The following is a 16,410-nucleotide window of genomic DNA, read 5'->3' on the forward strand; positions in this document are numbered from 1 at the left end:
CTCTACTTTTCTTATGAGGAGGACTGTGGCACTATTTGGCAAGAAACTTTGGTTTGGTCCATGTCGTGATTTATATTTGTATTTTTGTCCTCATGATTTTACTCGTATTGAGTTATAAATATGCATGGTGGAAACCTGCAGTAGACTGGAAAAGACCACGTGTTTTAATGTATCACATGGTACGCGAGCATATTGATGGTGCGAAATTTAATAAGTTGCGGGTGAAACCTGAAGAGTTTGAAAAGCAAGTAGCTTGGATGAAAGCTGAAGGTTTTCATTTTGTGACGATGCATGAGTTGCAACAAAATTGGGGACGGCATCCAGAAAAAACTGTTGCCATTACATTTGATGATGGTTATCTGGATAATTTGGAAAATGCTTATCCAATCTTAGAAAAATATCAAGCCAAAGCCACCATTTATGTAGTGGTGGATCGTCATGATAGAGATTGGTCAACCTATAAAAAAGCCCATCATAATAGCGGTGAGTTAGCGCGTGAGCCGAAATTAAGTGATGAGCAAATAAAGCAGTTGGCACAGAGTGGTTGGGTTGAAATTGGTTCTCATACTTTGACTCATGCCAATTTGGATAAATTGGATGATGCAGCATGCTTATTTGAACTTACAGAATCTAAAAAACAATTAGAGCAGTTAATTGATACGTCTGTGAGTAGTTTTGCCTATCCATTTGGTATTTATTCGGACCGTGACGTACGTATGGCAAAGGAAGCAGGTTATAGCAATGCTGTGACCACCAAAGAGGGGATTGATGAAACCTCACTAGATTTCATGCAATTACAACGGATTAAAATTAGTGGAAAAGATTCAATGTTTGCTGTGAAGTTGCGGATGAAATTAGGTAAGAGAGCTTGATTACTCTCTATTATTAATTTTACGTACATGATCTAATTGGTTGAAATAAGTTATTAGTTTTGGACGATGTGTATCCCAAGTTGAAATTGGATTGATACGTGAAGTTAAATAGATGAAAAAGTCTGAAATTTTTTGTTTTGGAGTATGACGGATACTTTTCCAGTAGGTTGAAAGTGCCTTTTGAGTGAGTAGCTTTTTATCTTTTTCTAGAAGCTCTGGATTATCCTGAATAAAATCATTAATTGTAAAAAACATATCATGGTGCTGTTGTTCTAAGTGGCGAGATAAACGATTTTCACCACGAATGGTTTTTGTTTCAGATTTATCTAAGATAACAAACACACTATGTAAATCGCTAGAAATAATTTTTTGAGAATATCTGGCTAAGTTTAAAGCTAGTGATTCATCTTGAATAAATATATTTTCATTGCAGCCTCTAGACTTTAAAAATAATTCTCGCGTACACATGACGCACATCTGCATAATATTATTTTCAAGTACATAGCTTAAGGGAGTCGTACTAGATTCCCAGATTCCAGTAGTATGTTTTTGAATTTCATTGACATCGTGAATCTTTACTTTTTCTGCATAACATAAATCGGCATTTTGCTTTTGCATTTCTTCTAAAAACATATTGAGACGATTAGGTGCTAAAACATCATCAGCATCCATAAAAAATAGATAATCACCTGTTGCAGAAAATGCACCTTGATTTAAACGAACAGCTGGGCCTTTATTATCTGTATTTTGAATGATTTTAATTTTAGGGTAAGTATCTAGTAGATATTTACTGTTTTTGCACCATTCTGGGTCTGTAGAACAGTCATCTACCACAATAATTTCGTGTAAATTTTCATTTTGAGGTTGTAGTGATTCAATGGTTCTATTGAGTAATAGGCCTTTATTGTAATGAGTGAGGATGACTGAAATCATTTTAATATCCTAAATTACGTTTAAAAGCTTGGGTAATTGGGGTTGATGAGTTTAAATCTTGGGTATTTCTAATACTTGGATACTGAAAGATTTCTTCAAGCTTTTGTCGCTGCATGAGTTGAGCTTCAATATATTTCTTATTTAAAGGTTCTAAAATAGACTTGGGGCTATATATGGAACTGACAAAACGTCCACTTTGGATAGTTTCAGCAAGCATAGAAGTGCTATCTTCTGTGACAAAAATATAAGTGGCTTGTTGAATAAGCTGAATGAGAGACAAAGCTTTTTCAGTATGGATAAAATGTAATTGGATATTTTTAGGAATATCGGTTTTATTCAAAAATGTACTTAGATTTGGTGTGCGGCGTGAGTTGGTAATTAAGCCTTTAAGTTGATTGTTTCTACAAAATAGAATGAAGTTATTAATGATTTTTTCAAAATCTGTATAAGTAAAAGGGTGTTCATCTGTAGCCCCACCTAAAACGAGTAAAGCTGTTGTTTGATCGAGTTGATCATGTTGCATGTTAAAAAACTCTTTTTTAACAGGTGGTGTTGTTAGTACAACTTGATCTGACAGCGTGTTTTGTGGGAGTGCAGTAATTGTGCAGCTGACTAGTTTGCTGTTTACCTTACGTAAGTCACCTGCATAAAATAGAGAAACTTTTAAACTACGGCTTACAAAAATGCCATAGATTAGGTTGGGCATTCCAGAGCAAATAATGCAGTTAATATCATGATTTAAAATAAAATGTTTAAAAAATAAAGCAGCAAATAAGTCGAATAAACGCGGATACCAACTAATTTTTTTTAAGAGGCTGATTTGCCACTTTTTTAAGGTGGGTGTAACTATTTTATATAAAGTTGTTGAATAAGCGGTTTCTAGGCAGTCATATACGCCAAGGCTAGGATTTAAATGTCCAGCACGTTGGTCATGAATCAGGAGAACTGCAAGGCTAGGTTTGCTTTTCATAATATTTGAAAGTTTGATCTATTTATTTGGTATGGTAGCAAAATTCATTAAATTTGTCAGAACTGCTAGTTATGAGCTAAGGGTGTGGAATTTAAGAAAGGGGAATAGATTAAATAAGTTTAAAATATTAGAATATTGAGATAAAGGGTCACTGCTTAAATTGTTTTAAGGTTATATTTTGAAAAAATTGAAGATTATTAATACTGTATATGGTGATGCAACTGGCGGTAGATGGCAAGCTATGTTGAATATTGCCGATACCTTAGAGCAGATAGGAGGACATGAAGTTGTTCTATTGCGCGGTGAGGAAAATAAACATTTAAGCAGTGGTCAACGTCCTATTCATGTAATTCCAAATACTGGATTCTATAGCATTATTGCTGCCATGAAGGTTCGAAATTTTATCCAACAGCAACAACCGGATGCTGTAATCGCTCATAGTGGAAAAGCGGTATGGCTTTTCAAGAATGCTATGATTGGTATGGAAAAGAAAATTCCTGTTATTGCAGTTAATCATAGTCATAATGTGAAACGGACAGTGCGTGCAGATGCATTTATTCATATTACTCCTTATATTCAGGATTTAGTTAAATCAAGGCTCACTAAGGAGCAAGATGAACATAAAATGCATCGTGTCATTTCAAATCTTATGCATTTACCTGATGAGCCAGCACTTCCATCTCCTTTGAAATCTCCACCAACTATTGGCATGCTGACACGAATGATTCCAAATAAGGGAGTTCATGTTGTAATTGAAGCTATTCATATACTTAATAAAAGAGGAATATCTATAAATGCTATTCTTGCTGGTGATGGCGAGAATAAACAAGAATATCAAGAAATGGTAAAGAGCTTCGGAATTGAACATCTAGTAAAATTTCCTGGCTGGGTAGATGCTCAACAAAAAGTCGAGATTTATCATCAAGCAGATATGATGGCGATTACCTCATTAACTGATATTCAACCACTCGGTATTTTAGATGCATTTGGCTGGGGAAAGATCGTATTGAGTAGTGATCATATTGGACCTATGCAAGTATGTAAGCATCGTGAAAATGCTTGGGTTAGTAAAGTTGGAGATCCTGAAGACTTGGCTAATGGTATTGAATATCTGATAAATCATCCAGATGAAGCATTAGAAATTGCACAAAATGCAAAACAAGAAGCATTAAATATTTATTGCTTTGAACAAATTGCGAAAGAGCATAATAAGTTTATTTCAGAAGTGGTTGAGTATTTTAATAGTTTAAGAGCAAAGTCTTAAATTTCAACTGTTTTTTAAATATAGAGTTGCGTAAACCTTTAGATTGATAGAGTAAATAATGAATTTTCTTATAGTTGGAGCTGGTTTTACAGGTGCTGTTATTGCCAGAGAGTTGGCCCAACACGGACATCAAATCACGGTGATTGATCAGCGTTCTCATATTGCTGGAAATTGTCATACTTTACGAGACGAGAATACAGGGATCATGGAGCATGTCTATGGGCCACATATTTTCCATACAAGTGATGAACTAGTATGGAAATATATTAATAAGTTTGGTGAATTTGTTCCTTACATTAATCGTGTGAAAACAACATATAATAATGAAGTATATTCGTTACCAATTAATTTACATACGATTAATCAATTTTATAAAAAAAGTATGAACCCTCAAGAGGCAAAGGATTGGATTAAATCAATTGCATCAGATGATATCCAAGAACCCAAAAACTTTGAGGAGCAAGCTTTAAAGTTTATTGGTAAAGATTTATATGAGTCTTTTTTTAAAGGTTATACTAAAAAACAATGGGGATGTGAACCGAGTAGTTTGCCTGCCAGTATTCTAAAGCGTTTGCCTATTCGTTTTAATTATGATGATAATTACTTTTCACATAAATATCAGGGTATGCCTCGAGATGGTTATACTTATTTAGTGCAAAATATTTTATCGCATGAAAATATTGCTATTAAACTTACTACAAAATTCGATGCTTTATTAAAAAATGAATTTGATCATATCATTTGGACGGGCAAGCTTGATGAGTGGTTTGATTACAAAAAAGGTTATTTAGGTTATAGAACTCTAGATTTTATTAAGTTTGAGGCGGAAGGAGATTTTCAAGGTACTGCAGTAATGAATTATGGAAATGAAGAGGTTCCATTTACACGTATTTCAGAGCACAAGCACTTTACACCTTGGGAAGAACATCATCGAACTATTTATTTTAAAGAATATAGTCGAGCATGCACAGAAAAAGATATTCCTTATTATCCTATTAGATTGGTTGATGACAAAAAAATCTTAGATGAATATATAAAGCTTGCTCGGGATGAGCGAGGAGTAACATTTGCAGGACGTTTAGCAACTTATCGTTATATGGATATGGATGTAACAATAAGAGAGGCTTTAGATTTGTCAAAAAAAATGCTTAAAGATATCGTACAAGGAAAACTGATTGAAAGTTTTTACCATCAGGATGGTATTTCCTGATGAAACATGAGGTCTACATCGCAACGCACAAAGCATATGATTTTCCATGTATAGAGCCTTATATTCCGATTCATGTGGGAAAGGAAAACTCATTATTAGATCTAGGTATTATCGGTGATAATACTGGAGATCATATATCTCACCTTAACGCTTCATTTTGTGAATTAACAGCTTTGTATTGGATGTGGAAAAATTCTGAGGCAAAAATATTAGGATTAGTACATTATCGACGTTATTTTGTGAATCAACAAGGTGAGCTACTAACAACAAATGATATTAGCCAATTAGCTGAAAATCATATTTGGGTCGCAAAGAGAAATCAGTTCTTTAAAGTTAAAAAATTTTTTGGATTACGATTTTCAAAAAAAGCTATTAGCGTTAAAGAACATTATGAAAAAGATCACTATCTGGCTGACTTTATGTTATTACGTCAAATAATTGAGAAGAATAGTCCTGAATATATTAAGGCATTTGATTGTTTGAGTAATTCGATTAAAGGAATATCTTTATTCAATATGTTTGTCATGCATAAAATTTGGTTAGAAAAATACTGTAATTGGATGTTTAAAATTTTATTTGAGCTTGAAAAAGAATTAGATATTTCTTCTTATAATTCATATCAAAAAAGAATATTTGGTTTTTTGTCTGAGCGATTATTTAATGTGTTTTTATTGCATCATAATAATGAAATAAAAGTAAGTGAAATTGATGTCGTAATGAAATAATATTAGACTTCTTGCGTTAGTCACATTTTAAGCAGCCAAAAGCTATATTTTATGAGGCTTTAGCCAATTCAAAAATTAGATAAAACTATACTTTCGCAAGAGGTCTATTATTTGTTTAATATATATTTCTCGTAATATGTGCTGTTGATACTCTGTGATAGGGTATCAACTCTATGAGAAAGCTTATAAATTTTTATACTGTCTTGTTCTAATCGATAATTATTTGTAGGCGTGATAGGTTCGAAAAGTATTTCTGCAAGTAAGAAGATGTTATCGGCCTCAGGAGCGTTATTATCGACTTGTTGTTTAAATGTGAGATTGTTTAAATAATTGAGTTTTATTAAATAATCAATTAAAAAATAGTCAATTAAATAATCATTGTTTTCCCAATAGTTTAAAAAACATTGAAAAATGATTTTTGGCGTTGAGTCACCAGGACTAAATTTTATAAAATTACCAGACCATTTTCCCTCCGGAATCCACTGTTTAAATGTAGAATGATTACTAGAAAGGGTAAAGAAATCATTCATTAACATTTGTTTAGGTACTTTGTTTAGAATTAAATAGGTAGCATCTATCCATGTGCCACCATGTTTAGCTAATAATGCAAATCTTAAAATATCTGAAAAATGAGTTGGAGTGATAATTTTCTTATTGAGCTTATCAATAATAAAATTAGGAATATCTACATATTTTTTATAATTATTAATATCTATTAGGTATACATTGCTATTGTATTGCTTTATAGAATTAATACATGTTTTGACAAGTGGAGGGGCACTTTCTATACCTTGGAGCCAACATACCCAGACTATATCGGAAGATGAGTTTGTAGACTGATTTATAGCGTCTACAAATAGGTATCCATTCTGTTCATATAAATATTGAAGTAACGACTTTTGATAGTATTTTTGAGCTGATTTTTCTAAAGAATTTAACCCAAGTTTCTTAAAGAATTTGGGAGCTTTTTTAATTAGTCGTAAATATGTCAAGTTCAAGTGTAATACCATTATTTTGAATGAGTAGCCTAATTTAAATTATTCTTTATCCGCATTACCTTTCAACACCATATAAATCAAACCGACAAAGATTAATAAAGCACCCGCAAGGCTGCTGACACAGAATAAAACGATTCGGTTATAGGTGGTTAAGTTGAATAATTCATTGGCTAAAATGTAGCGCATGAACAACCATTGTACGACAGAAAAAACAATCAATACGATTGCACGACGACGGACTTCAGGACGCATAGCCATAGGAGAATCACTTAAAGTGGAAATTGAGGCTATTATGCCACTGTCGATAATTGATCTCAATTGAATAAGATTAATTCAAGCCTGCGGAACACAACTCTAAAGGTTGAGATGTTCTTAGATCACCTTTATTTGCGGTACATATTGATATTGCCAAAGCAGACCCGAAAACGTTTATAAGACCAGATATACTGTTCTGGTGCTTGGTTAATGATGTCTTGCATGGCAATGTTGAGCGTGTCGACAGAACATTGTAAGTCTTTAGATAAAATCTCGTCTGATAAGGTTTGGCAATGCACATCAAAGTACTGTAGGTTAGGTTGTCGGATACAACTTAATCCAATGACATTGCATTGGGTTTTTGCAGCAAGTTTGGAAACCAGCGTGATCGATAAAGTATTTTGCCCAAAAAAATTGGAATAAATACCGCTAGAAGACTTCGGTAAATGGTCTGGTAAAATGACCGTTAGGCCACCTTGTTTCAAATGTTTAAAAATGGCACGGACCCCCGTTTCATCTGTCGGGACTAAGGTTGCATTAAACTTCTCTCGTGCTTCTAACAGATAACGATTGATCCCTTTATTTTTATTCGGTTTATACATAATCATCGGTTCTGTATACAAGTTCAGCCATGCATTGAGTAGTTCCCAACAGCCAAAATGCGGAATCACAACGATCACACCTTTTTTATTCGCAAGTGCTTCCGTGAGGATATTTTCACCATAAATGTTTTTCAATAAGCTCAGGCTATAACTTGGCGGCATCCCCCAACATTTAATAAATTCAATATAGGTCAGGCATTGGCTGCGGATACTTTGACTGACGAGCTGTCTCTGCGCTGTCTCGGACAAATCTGGGTAGGCCAGTTGAATATTGATGCTAGTGATACGTTTGATTGATGAGTTAAACAGGTTAAGAATAAACGCGATCATCAAGGCCAAGTTTTGTAACAGCCAAAGTGGCAATAGCGCGATGATTTTGAATATAAAGTACATGGATCACAAGGTCTCAAAATTTACAGCATGGAATAAAATAAATTTTGCCAAGAGACCGGACTTATTCAGTGAAAAGTACAAAAAGATCTGAATCTAAAAACAAAATAATTGGAAGTGGAAAATTGAGCTGTCCATTGCTCAAAGGATATGGTGCATCATCATAACGTACTTGAAGCGTTTTGATATTAGCAAAGTCAATCAAATCTTTAATTTATGTTTTGTAGGTTTTCTACCACTTTTTATAGGTTGAAATAAAAAAACCCTGCATAGCGCAGGGTTTTTTGAAACTTAAAATCTAAATCTTAAAATGTAAGATTATTTAGATTCTTCAGCTTTTGGTTTTTCACGTAAGCGAATACCTAAGTCACGTAATTGGTTCGCTTCAACTGGCGCAGGCGCTTGGGTTAAAGGACATTCCGCAGTCTTAGTTTTCGGGAATGCAATCACGTCACGGATAGAAGATGCACCAGTCATCAACATCACTAAACGGTCAAGACCGAATGCTAAACCACCGTGAGGAGGCGCACCGAATTTCAAGGCGTTAAGCAAGAAGCTGAATTTCTCTTCTGCTTCTTCTTCAGAAATACCAAGCGCTTCAAAGATCGCTTTTTGCATTTCTAGATTGAAGATACGTAATGAACCACCACCGATTTCAGTACCGTTCAATACCATATCGTAAGCAACAGAAAGTGCAGCACCTGGGTTGTTCTTCACTTCTTCAACGCTTGATTTTGGCAGCGTGAATGGGTGATGAACAGACGTCCATTTACCGTCATCAGTTTCTTCGAACATTGGGAAGTCAACAACCCAAAGTGGCGCCCACTCGCAAGTTGCAAGTTTCATGTCGTGACCGACTTTAATACGTAAAGCACCCATCGCATCGTTTACGATTTTCGCTTTATCTGCACCGAAGAATACGATATCGCCATTTTCAGCGCCAACACGTTTCAATAGATCAAGTACGATTGGCTCGATGAATTTAACGATTGGAGATTGAAGACCTTCAATACCTTTTTCAAGTTCGTTGACTTTGATGTAAGCCAAGCCTTTCGCGCCATAAATGCCAACGAATTTAGTGTATTCGTCAATTTGGCTACGTGGAAGCGCGCCAGCACCTGGTACGCGAAGCGCAACAATACGGCCTTTAGGATCTTTTGCAGGACCTGCGAATACTTTGAACTCAACGTCTTGCATCATGTCTGCAACATCAACAAGTTTCAAAGGAATACGTAAGTCAGGTTTATCAGATGCATAGTCACGCATTGCATCTGCATACGTCATACGTGGGAACTTGTCGAACTGAACGTTTAGAAGTTCTTTGAACATCTTAACCGTTAAACGTTCCATCAAATCCATAATGTCATCGTCACTCATGAACGATGTTTCAACGTCGATTTGTGTGAATTCAGGCTGACGGTCAGCACGTAAGTCTTCATCACGGAAACATTTAGCAATTTGGTAGTAACGATCGATACCGCCAACCATTAACAACTGTTTGAACAATTGTGGAGATTGTGGAAGTGCATAGAAGCTACCGTTAGAAACACGACTTGGTACTAAATAGTCACGCGCACCTTCAGGAGTCGCACGAGTCAAAATCGGTGTTTCCACGTCTAGGAAACCATTTTCTTCGAAGTAGTTACGAATAAGGTTTGTTAATTTAGAACGGAAACGTAAACGATCTAACATTTCTGGACGACGAATATCGAGGAAACGATATTTCAAACGTACTTCTTCAGAAATATTGGTATTTTCATCATTCAATGGGAATGGCGGAGTTTCAGACGCAGCAAGAACTTCAATTTCTTTGCCTAAAACTTCGATTTGACCACTCACGATATTCGCGTTTTCAGTACCTGCGTAACGACGACGTACACGGCCTGTAATTTTTAATACGAATTCTGAACGTGATTTATCAGCAGTCGCGAAAGCTTCAGGAGTATCAGGGTCAATCACCACTTGAACAAGGCCGTCACGGTCGCGCATGTCAAGGAAGATTACACCACCGTGGTCACGGCGACGGTGAACCCAACCGCATAATGTAACGGTTTGGTCGATTTGGGCTTCAGTAAGTGAGCCGCAGTAATGAGTTCGCATCATAGCGTTAGAAATCCAACTATATGGGTTAAGGTCAGCGAATACGTAAACAGCGTACCGCTTTTATTCGAATAGGGGATTATGCCTCTTTTTGGCTGTTTTGTCACAAGGACTTATTGCTAAAACAGCCAAATTTACAGCAAATTTTCGGTCAATGATGGGCTTAAGCCGATGACGTTGAAAAAATATTGGTGCTCTTGCTTAAGATCAGAAATATCAGACTACCGAGGCTAAACGTGGCTAAAAATGCACGGAAAAAATAATTAATAGCCTTGCCGACATAGGCATACAGGTCGTGTACAAAGGCATCTGAATAAATACTGTCAGCAAAATAAAAATAACTTGCGATGCCCGCAGCTAAAGACAGGGCCGCTAAACCATATACATAGACTTTGATGGATGCGGGGACGCTTACTATACTTCGATAGTGAAGATGATGACGATAAATCATCCATGCCAAAACGGGGAGGGCCAAGCCAGATAATCCAATTTGCAACACACGATGTAGGGGATATGAATGACCGAAAAATTGAATCGGCAGACTTAACAGATCCTTAAAAGCAAAGGTGCGAAAGTCAACATGGGTCAAGCCATCCCAAACAATATGCGTCGAAGTTCCAATGATGAGTGCGAGGATGAGGCTGAGGATAAACCCACAACATTGATTAAGACTCTGTAGATGCAGCGGCTTATTTAAACCAAAAAAAGCAAATAACATCGGGCGATAGAGCACATACCACAGCACACAAAACAGCAAACCAAGGATTAAGTTTGGAAAAATTAACCCCGACCATTGATGTGAACCTGCATAGTCAGCATTAGTAAATAAACGGAATAAATCTGGCACCATGCTACCAATTGCGAGTGCTGCAATAGGCAGGCGATTTCCGCTTAATTTGGAAATAGGCGGTGCGAGTACAGCATGGGATATGGTAAAAGGCATTGAATTAAAATAAATATATGAATAAATACAATGTGGTATAGGTGAGTGTATATGATTTGGGCAAATTAGAATGTTTTTTATTGCAAAACGAATGAAATGTTATATTATAACATTATTCAAAAATAGCCTGATTTGAGTCTCTCCAACATGTCTTTTCATAAGAATTTAATAACTGTTTCGATTTTTGCAGTGATTGCACCCAACCTTTATGCCGATGACCCAGAACAACAGGTACAAAAGCTCGAAGCGATTAATGTTCAGGTCCATCCTTTAAACCAAAGTGCGGCAGATTTTGCTGTTGCCGATAATGTCATTCAACATAAAGCTCTTGCACAAGGTGGCGTCACAATTGGTGATGCGTTAGCCGGACAGCCGGGTGTATATTCAAATCAGTTTGGTGCAGGTTCAAGTCGTCCTGTGCTGCGTGGTCAAGATGGCCCTCGTGTCAAAGTCTTAGAACACGCCTCAGAAACTGCAGATGTTTCGACTTTATCTCCTGACCATGCGGTTACGGTAGATCCGATTTTGGCAAAACAAATTGAAGTGATCCGTGGGCCATCAACACTGTTATACGCGGCAGGCACAGTCGGCGGTTTGGTTAATGTGACGGATCAAAAGATTCCTACCTCTATTCCTGATAAAGGTTATGAAGGGCAAGTTGGGGTTCGTTATAACTCAGGCAGTGATGAAAAATTGGCGAGTGCCGGTGTGACGGCTGCTTTAGGTGAGCAATTTGCCATCCGTGTAGAAGGTTCGAAACGCAAAGCCAATGATTATATTGCACCCAATTATTTCCATGATCATGATGGTGAATTAGAAAAAGAACGCCGCGTTGGCAACACTTTTGCAGAAGGGCAAAATGTCAGTGTGGGCGCGTCATGGATTCATGATCGAGGTTTTGCTGGACTGTCTTATAGCAACCGTCAAGACCAATATGGCTTGCCGGGGCATAGTCATGAATATGAAAGCTGTCATCCACATGATGACCATTTACATTGTGATGGTCATGACAACCATGGGCATACCGATGAGCATGATCATTCAGCGCATGACGAACATGATCACGATCATGATGCCGCAGGCCCATGGGTCGACTTAAAGTCAGAACGCTATGATTTCCGTACTGAACTTGCGAATCCGTTTGCGGGCTTCCAAAAACTACGTGCGCATGCGAGTTATACGGACTATAAACATGATGAAATTGAAGGTAACACCGCAGCAACCACTTTTAAAAGTAAAGGTTATGATGGCCGTTTAGAATTGGTCCATAACCCGATTGCGGATTGGGAAGGGGTGATAGGCGCACAATACAATCAGCAAAAGCTCAATATCAGTGGTGAAGAGTCATTGATGAACCCAAATAAAACCCAAAAATGGAGTGTATTTGGTTTAGAACATAAACAATTTGGTGATTTTCATGTCGAGCTGGGCGCCCGTGTCGATCAGCAGAAAATTCAGATCGATTCTGCACAAAAAAATTATGACGATTATGGTATTTCCTACTCAGGTGCTGTGAACTGGGCGTTTGCACCCAATTATAAATTGTCCTTGGTGGGTTCTCATCAAGAGCGGTTGCCATTGGCGCAAGAGCTGTATGCAGATGGCAAGCATTTTGCGACCAATACCTATGAACGTGGGAATGAAAATCTAGATGTTGAAAAATCCAATAACCTTGAATTAGGTTTCCATTATGAAAAAGATCAGTTGGATTATCACGTTCATGTGTACCACAACTGGTATGACAACTACATTTATGCTGCAACTAAAGATAATTTTGAAAACTTCCGCTTAGTTGATTACACCCAAGACAAAGCCAAGTTCTATGGCGCGGAAGCTCAAGTGGGTTATGCCATTAATGATATGTATAAACTCAGTGTCTTTGGTGATTATGTTCGCGGCAAAATTGATGGTGAAAATGCGCCACGTGTGCCTGCCGGGCGCTTAGGAACCAAGGTCGATGTTGACTTTGCCGATGGTTGGTCAGGTCTTGCAGAATATTCACATGTATTCAAACAAGACAAAATCACTGCATTTGAGCGTGAAACAGATGGCTACAACATGGTGAACTTGGGCGTGGCCTATAGTGGCCAGTTGAAAGATCAAAATGATTATCGGGTTTATTTCAAAGCCAATAATTTATTGGATGAAGATGTTTACTCTCACACGTCATTCCTTGCCAATATTCCACAAGTCGGTCGTAATTTTACAGTTGGTCTTGAATTTGGTTTCTAATTGAATTTGCACAGACTTTTCTAAGGAAGTCTAGGTGAAGTCACAGAAATCCTCTTGAAAAATCAATGAATAAAACCTAGTCTGAGCGCATTAGACTAGGTTTTTTCTTATGCGCATCATTCAACGAATACATCACAAGCTCAATTGGTCACGCCGTCGCTATGTGGGTGTGGTCATTGGTTTATTGGTTTTAGGTTATTTGGCATCGGCAACCTATCACACGCTAAAACCACTCCCTGAAGGGCTGAACTACACGGGGAAACTTCGCCATGCTGAAGTGAACTTTTTAGTGGATGAAACCTATATTGATGCGCAAGGAAAGCAGCAACAGGAACATCGCATTTTTAAAGAAATGCTAAAAATGATCGAAGAAGCACAGTCGACCATTGTGTTGGATATGTTTCTCTTTAATCCGCAAGTTGGCGACTCTCAATTAAAACACGAACAATTAACACAGGAGCTGACCGATGCGCTGATTTTGAAGCGTCGTCTATCTCCTCAAGTGGAAATTTTTGTGATTACTGACCCGGTCAATTCGGTATATGGCGGCATTCAACCTGAACATTATCGTCAATTACGGCAAGGGGGCATTGAGTTGATGGAAACCAATTTGGTACCGCTTCGTGCTTCCAATCCAGCATGGTCTGGCTTTTGGTATATCTGCTGTCAAGATATTGGCAATAATCCTGAAAAAGGCTGGTTACCGAACCCATTGGGAACCGAAAAGGTGACGATCCGCAGTTATATGGATCTTTTCAACTTTAAAGCCAATCATCGTAAAACCTTGGTGGTCGATACCGTTGACGGTTGGAAAGGTTTGGTCACCTCTATGAATCCGCATGATGGTAGCTCACGACATTCTAATGTGGCCTTAACCGTCAAAGGCATGACCGCGATTGATCTGTTAAAGACCGAGCAAGCCGTTGGAATGATGTCCAAAGCCAATATTCCATTTGTGGTGATTAAGGATGTTGAAGCGGCGAAAACTCAGCCACAGGTTCAAGTGCTAACTGAAAAAGCCATTTATGATGCCACATTCGACTTAATTGATAGCGCGAAGAAAGCTGGAACTGAAATTGATATTGCCATGTTCTACTTGTCAGAACGTAAAATTATCAAAGCACTCATTGCTGCGCATGAACGTGGCGTGAAAGTTCGGGTATTACTCGATCCGAATAAAGATGCTTTTGGTCGTACCAAAAATGGTATTCCAAACCGTCCTGTTGCTTCTGAATTGCATGATGCTGGTATTGATGTGCGTTGGTGTAATACCCAAGGTGAGCAGTGCCATAGCAAGATGATTTTAAAACGAACAGCCTATCAGGCAGATATGATTTTAGGTTCTGCCAATTTCACAGCGCGTAACCTGAAAAATTATAATTTAGAAACGGATTTAAGAGTGATCGGTTTGAAAGACGCTCAAGTCTTTAAAGAGGCAAATCAGTATTTTAATACGGCTTGGTCAAACCGTGATGGTAAGCAGATGAGTGTGGATTACGATACGTATGCCGATGAATCTAAGTTGAAATATGTGTTGTATCGCTTTATGGAATGGAGCGGAATATCTACTTTTTAATTTTCCCCTCATCCTAACCTTCCCCCAAAGGGGGAAGGAATTCCCTCTCATTTCAGGAGAGGGTTAGGGAGAGGTGTATTTAGCAATTATTAATTCTTCGGTACAGGATTCGGCGGAACGATTTGATCTAAATCTTTATCCGTCATTTGATCCAATTCTTTAATATCGGTTTTGATTTTCCATTTATCTGCATCATCTACCGGTTGTGGCAAACGAGCTTCTAACCAGTCACAGATGACATCTGGTGGAAAATCGGCATGGTTACATTGAATCACCCAAGACAAGAATTGTCTTGCTTCGCCATTCATATATGGTGGCGGAGAAACAGGTAAAAATTGAGTCGGTAAGCGTTCATTTTTAGAAATATAGTTCAATACATGGCCCAATTCTTGAACAGTTTGCCATGCTAAAGGGTGATCTACATTAATTTGAAATTTAAACCACCAAGCAGTTTTACCATCGGTTCCGTACGAGTCAATCAGTTGTTCTTGAATACTTGGAACTTTAGAAAAAAATTGATGAAGTCGGTCAAAACTTAATTCAGACACAGCATTTGATCCACTACGAAATAAAAGGCATCTTAGCATATTCCGTCGAAAATCGAGTGCATGATCTGCTGATCAGAATCGGGTGGATGATTTAACAAATTATTGCATTTGATGGATTTTTATCCATTTTTTCTCCTACAATGGAATTTATACTGAGCGTATAAACCGTCGAGGAGAGCTTAAGTGAAAACCACATTATTCTATGCGATTGCAGGTGTGATGCTGATCAGTGCTTCAGCCAGTACTTTTGCGGAAAACAAATGGGCAAACTACCAAGGTGTGGATACGTCAAAACCACAACACCGCCCACCGTCGATGAATCGGCCTGGCTATCCGCAGCATGCGCCGAATTATCCTCAGTATCCAAGTCGTCCGCCAGTTTATCCGCAATATCCAAATCGACCTTATCCACAGTATCCTCAGAGTGGTATTAGCATTCAATACAATGCGCCGACCACCATTACTCAAAATTCGCAGAGCTATAGTTGGGTCATTGGCGATCCTGCCAGTGCCAGTATTTCCAGTTCGACCTATACTTTTATCAGTGATTGGAAACGGATTGGCTTGCCGGCCCCCCCAAGTGGCATGTATTGGATCTTTGAAAATGGTCGCTATGTATTAGTGCCGAATCGGTAATTTAATCTCCCCAAACCCCTCCTTAAAAACATAGGTATCTACACATTTTTTATAAATTGAATGCGATCTGAGCAATCGCATTCAGCTCATCAGACGAATACTCTGACAACAACTGAAGAGTGTTCAATAGTATTGAAAGCCCTGCCAGTATGGCAG

At 37.8% G+C, this 16,410-nt stretch carries 15 protein-coding genes; 7 read left to right on the top strand and 8 right to left on the bottom strand.

Going from position 1 to position 16,410, the window contains the following annotated elements:
• The first annotated feature begins 65 nt into the window (after positions 1 to 65).
• The gene (locus FTU83_RS12140; RefSeq protein WP_180106719.1) at positions 66 to 872 is read left to right on the top strand and encodes a polysaccharide deacetylase family protein; all 807 of its coding nucleotides are present in this window, start codon (positions 66 to 68) and stop codon (positions 870 to 872) included.
• Here FTU83_RS12140 and FTU83_RS12145 read toward each other — a convergent pair whose 3' ends face one another.
• Together FTU83_RS12145 and FTU83_RS12150 are read right to left on the bottom strand one after the other, a co-directional pair.
• Positions 873 to 1,805 carry a glycosyltransferase family 2 protein gene (locus FTU83_RS12145; protein WP_180106706.1) on the bottom strand — a complete coding sequence of 311 codons (933 nt, stop codon included), beginning with the start codon at positions 1,803 to 1,805 and terminating at the stop codon, positions 873 to 875.
• Position 1,806: 1 nt separating this feature from the next.
• On the bottom strand, positions 1,807 to 2,775 hold the full coding sequence (locus FTU83_RS12150; protein WP_180106708.1) for an ELM1/GtrOC1 family putative glycosyltransferase: 969 nt from the start codon (positions 2,773 to 2,775) through the stop codon (positions 1,807 to 1,809).
• A gap of 178 nt (positions 2,776 to 2,953) precedes the next feature.
• On the opposite strand from FTU83_RS12150, the gene FTU83_RS12155 reads away from it, so the two are divergent.
• The 3 genes from FTU83_RS12155 to FTU83_RS12165 are packed head-to-tail and all read left to right on the top strand — an operon-like array spanning position 2,954 to position 5,974.
• Complete coding sequence (locus FTU83_RS12155) at positions 2,954 to 4,039, top strand: glycosyltransferase family 4 protein (RefSeq protein ID WP_180035816.1); 1,086 nt, start codon at positions 2,954 to 2,956, stop codon at positions 4,037 to 4,039.
• A 58-nt stretch (positions 4,040 to 4,097) separates the two neighbouring features.
• Complete coding sequence (glf, locus tag FTU83_RS12160; RefSeq protein ID WP_180106711.1) at positions 4,098 to 5,249, top strand: UDP-galactopyranose mutase; 1,152 nt, start codon at positions 4,098 to 4,100, stop codon at positions 5,247 to 5,249.
• Positions 5,249 to 5,974, top strand: a complete 726-nt coding sequence (locus FTU83_RS12165; RefSeq protein WP_257222615.1) for a DUF4422 domain-containing protein — start codon at positions 5,249 to 5,251, stop codon at positions 5,972 to 5,974. The genes glf and FTU83_RS12165 overlap by 1 nt, the downstream gene beginning before the upstream one ends.
• A gap of 107 nt (positions 5,975 to 6,081) precedes the next feature.
• On the opposite strand, the gene FTU83_RS12170 is transcribed toward FTU83_RS12165, so the two are convergent.
• From FTU83_RS12170 to FTU83_RS12190, 5 genes are all read right to left on the bottom strand, one after another.
• Positions 6,082 to 6,972, bottom strand: coding sequence for a capsular polysaccharide synthesis protein (locus FTU83_RS12170; protein WP_180106713.1), 891 nt, complete (start codon positions 6,970 to 6,972; stop codon positions 6,082 to 6,084).
• A 39-nt stretch (positions 6,973 to 7,011) separates the two neighbouring features.
• Positions 7,012 to 7,230 carry a hypothetical protein gene (locus FTU83_RS12175; RefSeq protein ID WP_111885360.1) on the bottom strand — a complete coding sequence of 73 codons (219 nt, stop codon included), beginning with the start codon at positions 7,228 to 7,230 and terminating at the stop codon, positions 7,012 to 7,014.
• Between the two features lie 125 nt (positions 7,231 to 7,355).
• A complete protein-coding gene (locus FTU83_RS12180; protein WP_180106715.1) occupies positions 7,356 to 8,222 on the bottom strand; it encodes a lysophospholipid acyltransferase family protein in 867 nt (288 codons plus the stop codon).
• A 315-nt stretch (positions 8,223 to 8,537) separates the two neighbouring features.
• A complete protein-coding gene (gene aspS, locus FTU83_RS12185; protein WP_180004578.1) occupies positions 8,538 to 10,322 on the bottom strand; it encodes an aspartate--tRNA ligase in 1,785 nt (594 codons plus the stop codon).
• A 160-nt stretch (positions 10,323 to 10,482) separates the two neighbouring features.
• Complete coding sequence (locus FTU83_RS12190) at positions 10,483 to 11,262, bottom strand: DUF4184 family protein (RefSeq protein WP_180004577.1); 780 nt, start codon at positions 11,260 to 11,262, stop codon at positions 10,483 to 10,485.
• Positions 11,263 to 11,409: 147 nt separating this feature from the next.
• On the opposite strand from FTU83_RS12190, the gene znuD reads away from it, so the two are divergent.
• Positions 11,410 to 13,494: a zinc piracy TonB-dependent receptor ZnuD gene (gene znuD / locus FTU83_RS12195; protein WP_180004576.1), complete on the top strand. Its 2,085-nt coding sequence runs from the start codon at positions 11,410 to 11,412 to the stop codon at positions 13,492 to 13,494.
• A gap of 109 nt (positions 13,495 to 13,603) precedes the next feature.
• Positions 13,604 to 15,070: a phospholipase D family protein gene (locus tag FTU83_RS12200; RefSeq protein ID WP_180004575.1), complete on the top strand. Its 1,467-nt coding sequence runs from the start codon at positions 13,604 to 13,606 to the stop codon at positions 15,068 to 15,070.
• An 89-nt stretch (positions 15,071 to 15,159) separates the two neighbouring features.
• On the opposite strand, the gene FTU83_RS12205 is transcribed toward FTU83_RS12200, so the two are convergent.
• On the bottom strand, positions 15,160 to 15,618 hold the full coding sequence (locus FTU83_RS12205) for a hypothetical protein (protein ID WP_180005494.1): 459 nt from the start codon (positions 15,616 to 15,618) through the stop codon (positions 15,160 to 15,162).
• 183 nt (positions 15,619 to 15,801) lie between these two features.
• Here FTU83_RS12205 and FTU83_RS12210 point away from each other — a divergent pair, with 183 nt between their 5' ends.
• Positions 15,802 to 16,254: an RcnB family protein gene (locus FTU83_RS12210; protein ID WP_373683087.1), complete on the top strand. Its 453-nt coding sequence runs from the start codon at positions 15,802 to 15,804 to the stop codon at positions 16,252 to 16,254.
• Positions 16,255 to 16,410 lie beyond the last annotated feature (156 nt).

It is taken from the genome of Acinetobacter sp. YH12152 (genome assembly GCF_013418285.1).
GTDB classification, from domain to species: domain Bacteria; phylum Pseudomonadota; class Gammaproteobacteria; order Pseudomonadales; family Moraxellaceae; genus Acinetobacter; species Acinetobacter amyesii.

Bases quoted from the DNA above. Each gene is read 5' to 3' on its own strand.
- FTU83_RS12200 (WP_180004575.1), top strand. From the start codon at position 13,604: ATGCGCATCATTCAACGAATACATCACAAGCTCAATTGGTCACGCCGT.
- glf (WP_180106711.1), top strand. From the start codon at position 4,098: ATGAATTTTCTTATAGTTGGAGCTGGTTTTACAGGTGCTGTTATTGCC.
- FTU83_RS12180 (WP_180106715.1), bottom strand. From the start codon at position 8,222: ATGTACTTTATATTCAAAATCATCGCGCTATTGCCACTTTGGCTGTTA.
- FTU83_RS12150 (WP_180106708.1), bottom strand. From the start codon at position 2,775: ATGAAAAGCAAACCTAGCCTTGCAGTTCTCCTGATTCATGACCAACGT.
- FTU83_RS12145 (WP_180106706.1), bottom strand. From the start codon at position 1,805: ATGATTTCAGTCATCCTCACTCATTACAATAAAGGCCTATTACTCAAT.
- FTU83_RS12165 (WP_257222615.1), top strand. From the start codon at position 5,249: ATGAAACATGAGGTCTACATCGCAACGCACAAAGCATATGATTTTCCA.
- FTU83_RS12190 (WP_180004577.1), bottom strand. From the start codon at position 11,262: ATGCCTTTTACCATATCCCATGCTGTACTCGCACCGCCTATTTCCAAA.
- FTU83_RS12175 (WP_111885360.1), bottom strand. From the start codon at position 7,230: ATGGCTATGCGTCCTGAAGTCCGTCGTCGTGCAATCGTATTGATTGTT.
- aspS (WP_180004578.1), bottom strand. From the start codon at position 10,322: ATGATGCGAACTCATTACTGCGGCTCACTTACTGAAGCCCAAATCGAC.
- znuD (WP_180004576.1), top strand. From the start codon at position 11,410: ATGTCTTTTCATAAGAATTTAATAACTGTTTCGATTTTTGCAGTGATT.